General features: G+C 73.0%; 11 protein-coding genes. 5 read left to right on the top strand and 6 right to left on the bottom strand.

Translation table 11 applies throughout. The features are described from left to right. The first annotated feature begins 51 nt into the window (after window positions 1–51). The 3 genes from ACYVHU_RS06555 to ACYVHU_RS06545 all read left to right on the top strand — a co-directional run bounded on the left by ACYVHU_RS06555 (window position 52) and on the right by ACYVHU_RS06545 (window position 2920). The gene (locus ACYVHU_RS06555) at window positions 52–495 is read left to right on the top strand and encodes a MarR family winged helix-turn-helix transcriptional regulator (protein WP_078764110.1); all 444 of its coding nucleotides are present in this window, start codon (window positions 52–54) and stop codon (window positions 493–495) included. 126 nt (window positions 496–621) lie between these two features. Continuing rightward, window positions 622–1734: a cation diffusion facilitator family transporter gene (locus tag ACYVHU_RS06550; RefSeq protein ID WP_235001202.1), complete on the top strand. Its 1113-nt coding sequence runs from the start codon at window positions 622–624 to the stop codon at window positions 1732–1734. Window positions 1735–1978: 244 nt separating this feature from the next. Then, on the top strand, window positions 1979–2920 hold the full coding sequence (locus tag ACYVHU_RS06545) for a DMT family protein (RefSeq protein ID WP_498947816.1): 942 nt from the start codon (window positions 1979–1981) through the stop codon (window positions 2918–2920). On the opposite strand, the gene ACYVHU_RS06540 is transcribed toward ACYVHU_RS06545, so the two are convergent. The 4 genes from ACYVHU_RS06540 to ACYVHU_RS06525 form a co-directional block, all read right to left on the bottom strand. Then, on the bottom strand, window positions 2865–4304 hold the full coding sequence (locus tag ACYVHU_RS06540) for a sensor histidine kinase (protein WP_498947815.1): 1440 nt from the start codon (window positions 4302–4304) through the stop codon (window positions 2865–2867). The genes ACYVHU_RS06545 and ACYVHU_RS06540 overlap by 56 nt on opposite strands. Further along, the gene (locus tag ACYVHU_RS06535; RefSeq protein WP_078764125.1) at window positions 4301–4999 is read right to left on the bottom strand and encodes a response regulator transcription factor; all 699 of its coding nucleotides are present in this window, start codon (window positions 4997–4999) and stop codon (window positions 4301–4303) included. The genes ACYVHU_RS06540 and ACYVHU_RS06535 overlap by 4 nt, the downstream gene beginning before the upstream one ends. 262 nt (window positions 5000–5261) lie before the next feature. Continuing rightward, window positions 5262–5702 carry a VOC family protein gene (locus ACYVHU_RS06530; protein WP_498947813.1) on the bottom strand — a complete coding sequence of 147 codons (441 nt, stop codon included), beginning with the start codon at window positions 5700–5702 and terminating at the stop codon, window positions 5262–5264. 96 nt (window positions 5703–5798) lie between these two features. Continuing rightward, a complete protein-coding gene (locus ACYVHU_RS06525) occupies window positions 5799–6728 on the bottom strand; it encodes a TetR/AcrR family transcriptional regulator C-terminal domain-containing protein (protein ID WP_498947811.1) in 930 nt (309 codons plus the stop codon). Window positions 6729–6862: 134 nt separating this feature from the next. On the opposite strand from ACYVHU_RS06525, the gene ACYVHU_RS06520 reads away from it, so the two are divergent. Beyond that, window positions 6863–8284 carry an amidohydrolase family protein gene (locus tag ACYVHU_RS06520; RefSeq protein ID WP_432938390.1) on the top strand — a complete coding sequence of 474 codons (1422 nt, stop codon included), beginning with the start codon at window positions 6863–6865 and terminating at the stop codon, window positions 8282–8284. Beyond that, window positions 8281–8895, top strand: coding sequence for a GNAT family N-acetyltransferase (locus ACYVHU_RS06515; RefSeq protein ID WP_498947810.1), 615 nt, complete (start codon window positions 8281–8283; stop codon window positions 8893–8895). The genes ACYVHU_RS06520 and ACYVHU_RS06515 overlap by 4 nt, the downstream gene beginning before the upstream one ends. A gap of 23 nt (window positions 8896–8918) precedes the next feature. On the opposite strand, the gene ACYVHU_RS06510 is transcribed toward ACYVHU_RS06515, so the two are convergent. Beyond that, entirely contained in the window at window positions 8919–9161 is a 243-nt protein-coding gene (locus ACYVHU_RS06510) for a hypothetical protein (RefSeq protein WP_078764116.1), read from the bottom strand. Between the two features lie 441 nt (window positions 9162–9602). After that, window positions 9603–10148 carry a GNAT family N-acetyltransferase gene (locus ACYVHU_RS06505; protein ID WP_498947808.1) on the bottom strand — a complete coding sequence of 182 codons (546 nt, stop codon included), beginning with the start codon at window positions 10146–10148 and terminating at the stop codon, window positions 9603–9605. Between the last annotated feature and the right edge of the window lie 525 nt (window positions 10149–10673).

The raw sequence follows: 10673 nt of genomic DNA, 5'->3' as shown, positions 1-10673 counted from the left end.
GCTATTCAATGTCAAAGCTACCTAACGGTCAAGTGTCGTAAGGACGGCGCGGTGGAGCGGGACGACTCCGGGTTCTCGGACTTTCTCCATGCCTGGGACGAACTGATGGGCGCGGTCGTGCGCGCGCGCAGCCGCGGAGCGTCCGGCGGTGACAACGGTCTCACCCTTCCCCAGGCGCTCTTCCTGGGGATCGTGCGCGACCTGGAACGGCCCACGGTCGGCGCGGTGGCCGCCGCCGCGGGCGTGGCCTCCCCGACCGCCACCCGCATGCTCCAGCACCTGGAACGCAAGGGCATGGTGCACCGCCATCGCGCCGAGGACGACGAGCGCGTCACCCTCATCGCGCTGACCCCCCGCGGCGACCGGGCCGAACGGGAGTGGTGGGAACGGGTACGCGGCCACCAGCGCCGGTTGTTCTCCGCCATCCCCACCGAACTCCGCCCCCGCCTGATCGGAATGCTCCACGACATGCGCCAGGTCATCGACGACCTGTGACCCGGCGCCCTCCCCTCTCTCCCCGCCCCACGGCGATCCACTCCTTCCGGCCCCACATCACCGGCCAAGGTGGAAACGGCCCGATCAGGGCAGCTGGGAAGGGATGGACGAGGCGGGAGGGGCGACGTGCGAGACCAACGACGCGCGGACGGACACGGCGAACGCGACCCGGGCGACGCGCGCGCCGGCGAGCCGGTCCCGGCCCCCTCCCCCACCGGGGGCGACGGTGGCCACGGCAGCCTGATCACGGTGCTGTTCGCGCTCGGCGCCAACCTCGGCGTCGCCGCGATGAAGCTGGCCGCCGGTCTCATCACCGGCTCCGCGGCGATGCTCTCCGAGGCCGCCCACTCGGTGGGCGACTGCTTCACCGAGGTCATGCTGCTCACCGCGCTACGCCGGTCGGGCCGACCGGCCGACCGCCGCCACCCCTTCGGCTACGGCAAGGAGCGCTACTTCTGGGGTCTGTTCGCCTCCGTGGCGATCTTCGCCTCCGGGGCGATGTTCTCCATCTACGAGGGCGTGCGCACCATCGTCTCGGGGTCGGACGAGCAGACCGCCCCGTGGGTCGCCTACGTCGTGATCCTGCTCGCCTTCGGCATCGAGAGCGTGTCGTGGACGCAGGCCACCCGCCAGGTCCGGCGCGAGGCCGCCGACCAGCAGCGTCCGTTCCTGTCCTATCTGCGCAGTCCCGACGACCCCTCCGCCAAGACGGTGTTCCTGGAGGACTCGGCCGCGCTCGTCGGCCTGGTGTTGGCCGCCGCGGGGGTGGGCGCGCACCAGCTCACCGGGTCGGGGGTATGGGACGGTGTGGCCTCGGTCCTCATCGGCGCGCTCCTGGTCTGGGTCGCCTTCCGGCTCGCCGCCACCAACAAGGAGCTGCTCGTGGGGCAGCAGGCGCACTTGGGGCTGGTGTTGCGCATCCATGACTGGCTGACGGCCAGGAAGGAGGTGACCAGGGTCGTCGACCTGCTGACCATGCTGGTGGGGACCGACCGCGTCCTGCTGTGCGCCCGGATCGACTTCGCCGACCAGCTGTCAGTGGCGGAACTGGAGCACACGTGCGTGCGACTGAACGACGGGCTGCGGGCGGAGTTCCCCGACCTCGACGAGATCTTCCTGGAGCCGGTGCCCAGTGACGACCCGTCCGTGCTCGCCCGGGTGCGGGCCCGCTACGGGAGCCGCCTGACCGCCCTCCGCTCGCAGCTTCCGGAAGCGGACGTCCCCGACCAGCGTCCCTGAGGCACCTTTGCGCCCATGTTGACTACCGCGTGGGCGGTTGTGGCAGTAACCTCTTTTCGCCCCTGTCGCGGTATCGATCCCCGCCTCCCCTTCCGTTTCCACGGTCCAGCGCCCGGCGAGAGCACGGATCGGTACGGCGTCGTCGTGGGCCCCGTACGATCCCGCCCCGGTCGGGGCGGCCGTCCCGTGCGCCGGCCCCCGCCGCGCGGCCACACGGACGGGTGAGCAGGTGAAGGGGTTGGGCATGGCGTGGGCCATCGTCACGGCCGTCGTGGGCGCTTTGGCGGTCGCGGCAGGTGCCGCGCTCCAGGAACGCAGGGCCATCACCGTCCCGACCGGGCAGGTCGGCCAGCTCCGGCTGCTCCGGCACCTGGCCGCCGACCCCTACTGGGTGCTCGGCACCGTGCTGAGCGTCTCCGGTGTCGCGGCGCACATGTGGTCGCTGAGCCACGCCCCGCTCACCGTGGTCCAGCCGATCGGGGTCAGCGGCCTGCTGTTCGCGGTGGCCCTGTCCGCCTTCCTGCGACGGCGGCGGCTCACCTGGTCGCAGATCGGCGGCTGTCTCGCGGTGACGGCGGGGCTGATCATGCTGCTGCTGGTCCTCCCCGCCCACGTGCCCGGTCCCGCACCCCACCCGGACACGCCGGTGCTGATGCCGTTGCTGGCGCTGGCCGCCATGCTCGCCTGCGTGGGGGTGGCCCGACTGGGCGGAGGCGTCACCCAGGCCTGGGCACTGGGGGTGGCGGGCGGTATCGCCTATGGGGTCACCTCGGCGCTGGCCCGCGTCATCGGGGTGGACGCCCTCGACGATCCGGCGTCCCTGATGCGGCCTCTCACCGTCGTGGCCGTCGCCATCGGCCTGTTCGGGGCGGTGATCGTGCAGAACTCCTACCGCACCGGGCACTTCGCCCTGGCCTACGCCACGCTCCTGATCAGCGACCCGGTCGCGGCGGTCACCATCGGGGTGGTGTTCCTCGGCGAGGCGCTTCCGGCGACCCCCGTGGGCGGGGCCGCCGCGCTGGTCGCGGCGGCCCTGATCTGCGGCGGCACCATCGCCCTCGCCCGTTCCTCCCCGCCCGTGGCGGCGCAGCGGGCCGTCACGGGCGGGTGTGGCGAGGCCGTCCCCGCCGTCACCCGCCGTCGGGAGTCGGGGCCGGTGGCAGGACCGGCACCCGAAACCCGATGACGGCGCCGCCCCCTTCGCGGTTGCGGGCGAACACCTCACCGCCGTGGGCCACCGCGATGTCGTGGACCATCGACAGGCCCAGTCCCGATCCGGGCATCCCGCGCGCCGAGGTGGCCCGGTAGAAGCGTTCGAAGACATGGCCGAGCTCGGCCGGGTCGATGCCCGGCCCTCGGTCGCGGACCTCCACCCGCCCCTCCCTGATGACGATCTCGACCGGCGCCTCGCCCTCGGGGTCGAACTTCGCGGCGTTCTCCACCGGGTTGGAGATCGCCCGTTCCAGCGCGCCGGCGCGGCCGAAGACGACCGAGCCGTCCGCGTCCACGACGATCTCGCGCCCGGTGCGCCGCCGGGCCCGCGCGGCCACCCGTTCGGCCAGCTCCCGCAGGCTCACCTCCTGCGGGGTCTCGTCCTCGTGGGTCCCCGTGGCGAGCTGGACGAGCTCGTCGACGAGGTCGGTCAGCTCGCGGGTCTCGCCCTGGAGGTCGTCGATGAGGTGGCGCCGGGCCTGCGGGGAGAGCCGTTCGAAGCTGCGCATGACGCTGACGTTGGTGCGCAGGCTGGTCAACGGGGTGCGCAGCTCGTGTGAGGCGTTTTGGACCAGGCGTCGCTGCTCCTCCTTGGAGCTGGCCAACCGGGCCAGCATCGCGTTGAACGCGCCGGCGAGCCGGCCGACCTCGTCCCTGCCGCCGGCGCCGCCCGAGGGCGTGACAAGGTCGAGCCGCCCGGTGGAACTGACGTACTCGGCGGCCTCGGTGAGCCGGACCAGCCGTCCGGTGATGCGGCGCGCCACCAGCCAGCCGGCGCAGCCGGCGCCGACCAGGGCGACCGCGCCGACGAGGAGCATCTGCCCGGCGAGCGTGTCGAGAAGGGTCTCGGTGGGCGACATCCGCTGGGCGATCTGCACGGCGCCGCCCCCACCACCGAACGAGACCGTCGCGATCCGGTAGGTCTCGCCGTTGGCGCTGTCCTCGCGCCGCGTCACCTCGCCGGCTTCGGCGGCGCGGGCGATCCGGCGGTCTCCCATCGTCACCGGCAGCCGCTCGGCCGGGGCGCTCTCGCTCACCGGGAAGGCGACGCTGCCGTTGGGGGCGAGGAGCTGGAAGGTGAAGGTGTCGGAGTGCAGCAGGTTGATCTGGCTGACCCCGTTGTGGCCCAGGGCGCTGCCGCGCAGGTCCTGGGCCAGGTCGGTGACGGTCGCCTCGAACTCCTCCTCGGCCTTGGCGCGCACCAGCGACGCCGCGGCGTTGTAGGCCAGGGAGCCGACGAGGGTGATGACGACCGCGGCGACCAGGGCGAACGTCAACGCGAACCGGGTTCCCAGGCTCATCGAGGCGATACTCCGGGTGCGCTCCTCCGCGCGTCCCGGGCTGTCCTGCGCCGTCATCGCGGCCGGATCGTGTACCCGACGCCGCGCACGGTCTGGATCAACGGCGGCGTCCCGGCCGGTTCCAGCTTGCGGCGCAGGTAACTGATGTAGACGGCGAGGTTCTTGGACTCGGGGCCGAAGTCGTAGCCCCAGATGCGGTCGTAGATCGTGGCGTGGTCGAGCACGATCCCCGCGTTGCGGACCAGCAGCTCCAGCAGGTCGAACTCCGTCTTGGACAGTTCGACCTCGGTCCCGCCGCGCCACACCCGCCGCGCCCCCGGGTCCAGGCGGAGGTCGGCGACCTGCAACGGCGGTTCGGGGAGGTCGCCGGGGGGCGGCGTGGCACGGCGCAGCAGCGCGCGCAGCCGGGCCAGCAGCTCGTCCAGGTCGAACGGTTTGGGCAGGTAGTCGTCGGCCCCGGCGTCCAGTCCGGCGACCCGGTCGGGAGTCTCCACCCGGGCGGTCAGCATGAGGATCGGCACCCGGTTGCCCTCGGCCCGCAGCACCCTGCACACGCCCAGCCCGTCGACCCCGGGCATCATCACGTCGAGCACGAGCAGGTCGACCGGTTCCCGGTGGACCTCGGCGAGCGCCTGGACCCCGTCGGCCACCGTCCGTACGACATAGCCCTCCAGTTCGAGGGCGCGGTGCAGTGAGTCGCGGATGGCGCGGTCGTCATCGGCGATGAGGACGGTGGCTGCGGTGCTGCTCATGGAGGCCATGGTGGCCCATCCCGGTTAGCGCCGGGTAAGAGGACACGTCGAGGGGTGTGAGAAGCCCTGGGACGGCCCGGCCCACGGCCCCGCGTCACCGCGCGGTCGGGGGTCGCGCCTGCCCCGGCGGCCCTCTGGGAGCTCGCCGTGGCCGGTTTCCGGCGGTCGGTGGCGTGTCACGCCCCCGGAGGCCGGGCCCGGTGGCCGCGAGCGGCCGGTGACGGCCGAGCGCACCTCCCCGGTCCGCGCCCCGCGACGGTTCTCAGTCGTCGAAGGCGGTCAGCGCGCCTCGGCCGTCGAACCTCGCGCCCGGTGCCCAGGCGATCTCCCAGCGGTTGCCCTCCGGGTCCGCGATATAGGCGGATCGCCCTCCCCAGGAGCGGTTCACCGGCTCGGCCACCACCGTGGCGCCGGCTCGGACGGCGGCTTCGAACGCCGCGTCCACCTGTTCGGGGGCGTCCACATTGCAGGCGAGGGTGAACCCCGCCCACCCGGTCGGAGCGGGAGCACCGCCCGCGGCCTCGGCGGCCAGCTCCTCCACGGGGTACAGGGACAGCAGGACGCCGCCCAGGAGGAAACCCGCCCAGCCGTCACCACTGGACGAGGTCTCCGTCCACCCCAGGGCCCGGTAGAACCGTCGGAGTCCGGGCAGGTCCCGGGCTCCGAGCGTCACCACGGTCAACCGCGCGGGAATCTCAGACATACCCGCAGCCTACGTGCCGGGATGCGGCGGCCGGCGGAAACCGTCGCGTCTTCGGCGACCGTGGGCGGGGGGAACCGGCGTGGCCGCCGAGCCGCTTCAGCGCCGCCCCCTGGTTCCCGCGAGTCCGGCGAGCCCGTCCAGGTGACACCGGAGGGAGAGCTCGAACAGGCCGTCCAGGTCGTCGATGACCTCGTCCGCCTCCATGGCCGAGAGGTAGGGGAAACGGCCGGTCTGGAACCGTTGAAGGATCTCGCCCTCCATCGCCGTCCACCATTCGGCCGTGTGCATGCGCGTCTCCCGCGCCGTCCTGAGCTCATCCACCACGGTCAGGGCGAGGCCACGGACGAGGGCGGGCAGGGCGAGGGCCGCCCGCCAGCGCTCGGTCCCCGTCAAACCGAGCTGGGCCAGCGCCCGGAGGGTCCGCTCACTGTGCTCCATCGCCTCCGGTACGGGGGCCGGCCGCAGCACCGACAGGAGTTCGGCCAGCCACGGGTGGCGGCGGTAGAGGCGCCACTGCGACCGGCAGACCTCCTCCAGCTGCTCCCGCCACCCCTCGGGGGCGACGTTGGACAACGGCTCCGAGCGGAACACCGCTCGGATCATCAGGAGTTCGAGCTCATCGCGGCCGGCGACGTGGCGGCTCAGCGTCATCGGCGTCACGCCGAGCCGGCCGGCCAGGAGGCGGATGGAGATCGCGTCGGCGCCTTCCCGGTCGGCGAGCGCGATGGCCGTCGCGACGATCCTCCCCCGTGTCAGCGGGCGGGGCCGATCCGGCGTGACGGGCGGCGTATCCGGTTGGGGGGCCTTGACCACGCTGCCCGAGCCGGGGATCGTGACGATCAGCCCCTCCTCGCGCAGCAGGGCGAGCACGCGGCTCGCGGTCGCCATGGCGACGCCAAACTCGTTCACGATCCGCCGGGTCGAGGGCACCCGGTCACCCGGGCGCAGCACGCCGTCGGCGATCCTGCGGCGGAGTTCGGCGGCCACACGCCGGGCCGGTCCTCCGTCACCGTCCTTCGCTTCCATGTGCCGCACCGTACTAGTGCGGTGGGCGGCGCACCGTAGCGGTGTCCCGGTGTGCGGCGCCGTTCGGGTGGTACGGCGGGGAAGCGTCCCGGCGAGGCGGGCGGGCGGGCCGGCTCCGTCCCTACGGTGCGCGTATGAATTTCGACGACACCGGCTTGGCCCTCACCCATGTCACCGTGATCGACGTCGTTGGCGGCCGATCCCTTCCCGACCAGACCGTGCTCGTGGCCGACGGCGCGATCACGGCGGTCGGCCCGGCCTCCCAGGTGGTGATCCCGCCCGGGGCGACAGTGCACGACCTGCGCGGACGGTACGTGATCCCGGGGCTGACCGACATGCACGTGCACAGCGAACCGGGTCCGGACGACGAGCGGCGCCTGCCCGCGCTCTACATCGCCAACGGCGTGACCATGGTCCGCGAGATGTGGGGGAGGCCGCTGCTGCACGAGTGGCGGCGGCGGACGTCGGCCGGCGAGATGATCGGGCCGCGCTCGGTCATCGCCAGCCCGATCGTGGACGGCGCCCCCGCCCTGTGGTCCGACATCCCCATCGACGCGCCGATCATCTCGGTCACCACCGAGCGGGAGGCGCGGCGCGCGGTGGGCGTGGCCAAGGACGGCGGAGCCGACTTCGTGAAGGTCTACTCCCGCTTGGAGCCGGAGCCCTATTTCGCGCTGCTGGCGGAGGCCGCCGCCCAGGACATGACCGTGGTCGGGCATCGCTGCGACCGGGTACCGCTCAGGGACCAGCTCGGCGCCGGACAGAGGTCCTTCGAACACGTCCACGGACTGTGGCCGGCCACCTCCACCGACGTGGAGCGGATGGAGGCCGCGATGGCGCGGATCTCCCCACGGCCCGGCTTCTACTACGCGGACTGGTTCAAGCAGGTCAACGAGGTGGAGTGGGAGTCGGTGAACCGTTACAGCGGGGCGTCGGCGACCTCACTGTTCGAGCGCATGGTCGCCGAGGACGTCGCCTACTGCCCGACGCTCGTCATGCACGCCGCGGTGGATCTGCCCGAGTGGATGCGCCTGGACGACGAACGGTTCGCCTACATGGCCCCGGACGTGCCGGACATGTGGACGTTCGTCCGGGGACAGATCTTCCACGGCGGGGGACGCAGTGCCGACGAGGAGGCGAAGCGGCGCACGCTGTTCGACCACCGGCGGGCGGCGGTCGCCGCCATGGACGAGGCGGGCGTGCGGCTGCTGGCCGGCACGGACGCGGTGACCCCCGGCCTGTTCCCGGGCTTCGCGCTGCACGAGGAGCTCGAACTCCTGGTCAGCGCGGGACTGACGAGGATGCGCGCCCTCCAGACGGCGACGATCGAGCCCGCCCGGTTCCTCGGCCGTGAGCAGACCTGCGGATCGGTCGATCCGGGCAAGCTGGCCGACCTCGTGGTCGTGGACGCGGACCCGCTGGCCGACATCAGGAACACCCGCCGCATCCACGCGGTCGTCGCCGCCGGCCGCTACATCGGACCGGACGAGCGCCGCGCCCTCCTCGACGGCGTGGCCGCCTTGACGGCCACCGCGCCGGGGGTGGAGGGAGCGTGACGGGCGGCAAGGCACTCCCCGCCGTTTCCGGCCCGCGGGACGGGGAGCCCGCCGTGGGCGGGGCCCGGGAACACGCCGTCCAGGTGCTCACGGCAGCGTTCCGCGAGGACGTTCTCCTGCGCTGGCTCGCACCGGAGCACCCGGACCGGATGTTCGCGTCCGTGGTGGCCGAGTCGGCCGCGGCCGGGGGCCTCGACGTGCTGGACGGGGCGGCCGCGGTCTGGCTTGCCTGGTCCACGCAGGACGCCGAGGCCGACGAGCCGCCGGGACCGCGGCCGTCCGCCCGGCTGAGCACCTATCTGGCGGCCACGGCCATGCGCCATCCAAAGGACCGCCCGCACACCACCCTCCAGTTCCTCGGCGTGCACCCCGCCCATCAGGGGCGCGGGCTCGGCACCGCCCTGCTCGTCCGCGGTCTCGCGCGGGCCGACGCCGCCGGCCTGCCCGCGTACCTGGAGGTGGACTCGCCGCGCAACGCCGGGTGGTACGCGCGCCACGGGTTCGCGCCGCTCGGTGACCCGATCGTCCTGCCCGATGGGCCCACCATCCAACCGATGTGGCGGGAGCCGGCATCGGCGTTCCCGGCCGGCTCCGGCCGGGAACGCCCGTGAGGGGCCGCGGTCCCCGATGCGGATCAGCGCATGGGGCCTTGCATGGGCGGGGGTTCGTGGCCGGGGGGAAACGGGTCGACCGGCAGCTGCGAGGGGGGTAGTCCGTTCTGGTCGTCGGAGAGCACGTCGAGGGAGGACAGTAGGCCGATCAGGGCCACCAGCATGAGGATCTTGAGCACGAGGTAGAGCCAGGCGAGGCAGGTGTCGATCCAGGCGGCCCAGTCGATTCGGCGCCGCCCGGGCCGTCGGGATCCGTTGGCGCGCATGGTGCCAGTCTGCGGCCGGGCCGGGCACGCCCGCCAGTGCGCGGCCATCGCGGGGGCGGTCGCGTACGGCGCCAGGGGCCGTTCTCCCGGTGGTCCGCGCCGGTGAAGGGGTGAGGGCCGGCTGGGACCGGCCCCTGGCGCACGCCGGCCCTGCCCGGCGGCCTCCCCTGGGGGCAGGGCCGAAGCCCCGGCTGCGGGGGCGAACGCGAGGGGGCGCGCCGCTGCCGATCGGCCGGCCACGGCCAGGGAACCGAACACCCGGCCGGGGTCGGCCGGCCGAGCGCGTCTGGCGTGGGGGTTCGGTTCGGCGGCGCCCTCCCGGCGCTCACGGTGGTGTTCGGCCAGGGGTTCCCGTGCGCCCCTGCGGTTTCGGCTCCTGCGGGTCTCGAAGGCGCCCACCGCCCCTTCGGGAGGGCCGTCGCGGCCCGCCGGGACGGCTGCCTAGCGCGCGGCCCTCTCCCACTCGTCCCGCAGGATCGAGTGCGAGATCGAGTCCCGCCATGCCTCGCCCGTCCAGACGTGGGCGCGGATGCGGCCCTCCTCGCGCATCCCCACCCGCTCCATCACCCGAGCCGACGCCGTGTTCTCCGGAGCCCGAGCGCCCCAGAGCCGGTACAGGCCCAGGTCCCGGAAACCGAACTTCAGGAGGAGGGACACCAGCTCGGTCCCCAACCCTCGCCCCCAGTGGTCCGCCCGGAGCGCGAAGCCCAGTGACGCGCTGTGCGGGTACTCCTCACGGGCCAGCCGCGCCACCCCGACCACGCGGTCGCCTCGGGTGACCGCGAGCAGGTACACCCGCCGGGGGGCGGCCTTCGCGTCCTCCATGGCGCGGTCGATGATCGTCAGGCACCCGTCTTTGCTCCTGGCCGAGAAGGACAGGTGCGTGACGGTTTTCTCGTCTCCGTACACGCCGTGGAGGCCGCCGAGGTCGGCGCGGGAGAACTCGCGGAGGACCAGCCCGTCACCGGTGATTTCGACTGGAGACATGGGCGAAGGCTAACCCGTGGTGAGCGCGACCGGGATTCGCCCGAAGGCGTCGATGGGATGCTCGGAGGCGGTTCACGGCAGCGCTGCCCACGTACTCCGGCGCCCGAAGCGCGATTTGGACCCGCGCCACGCTGCCGAGGATGCCGGTGATCCGCTGATCCTGTGGAAGGTTGAGCACCGGCTCCAGCGCTTCAGCGGTCCCCTCGATCTCTCCGAGTGAGGCCCTGGCGAGCGCAGGATCGGCCCTGGCCCCCGCCTCGTCCCCGAACGCCCAGTCGTCCGACCCGCTTCTTCGTGCCGCCTCGTAAGCGGCCACCGCCTCTTGGGCCGACGCCGCGGCCTGGCGAAACATCGATCGGGACGTCGTCGTTCGCGAGATGCTACCCGTTGAGGAGACCGCCGAGGAGGCTCTGGAACAGAAGGCACTCCGCTTCGTCTCCGGGAACGTCCGCGTCACGAACGACCCATCGGATGGAAGGCGTACTCCTTCCTCTTCCGCGAGGAGCTGCTGCCCTCCCTCGGAGG

This window comes from Marinactinospora endophytica, assembly GCF_054780875.1.
This window is presented reverse-complemented; position numbering and strand designations above follow the sequence as displayed.

What these genes read in the sequence shown, in the direction of transcription:
- ACYVHU_RS06525 (WP_498947811.1), bottom strand. Translation starts at nt 6,728, where the DNA reads ATGGAAGCGAAGGACGGTGACGGAGGACCGGCCCGGCGTGTGGCCGCC.
- ACYVHU_RS06510 (WP_078764116.1), bottom strand. Translation starts at nt 9,161, where the DNA reads ATGCGCGCCAACGGATCCCGACGGCCCGGGCGGCGCCGAATCGACTGG.
- ACYVHU_RS06505 (WP_498947808.1), bottom strand. Translation starts at nt 10,148, where the DNA reads ATGTCTCCAGTCGAAATCACCGGTGACGGGCTGGTCCTCCGCGAGTTC.
- ACYVHU_RS06535 (WP_078764125.1), bottom strand. Translation starts at nt 4,999, where the DNA reads ATGAGCAGCACCGCAGCCACCGTCCTCATCGCCGATGACGACCGCGCC.
- ACYVHU_RS06520 (WP_432938390.1), top strand. Translation starts at nt 6,863, where the DNA reads ATGAATTTCGACGACACCGGCTTGGCCCTCACCCATGTCACCGTGATC.
- ACYVHU_RS06530 (WP_498947813.1), bottom strand. Translation starts at nt 5,702, where the DNA reads ATGTCTGAGATTCCCGCGCGGTTGACCGTGGTGACGCTCGGAGCCCGG.
- ACYVHU_RS06545 (WP_498947816.1), top strand. Translation starts at nt 1,979, where the DNA reads ATGGCGTGGGCCATCGTCACGGCCGTCGTGGGCGCTTTGGCGGTCGCG.
- ACYVHU_RS06540 (WP_498947815.1), bottom strand. Translation starts at nt 4,304, where the DNA reads ATGACGGCGCAGGACAGCCCGGGACGCGCGGAGGAGCGCACCCGGAGT.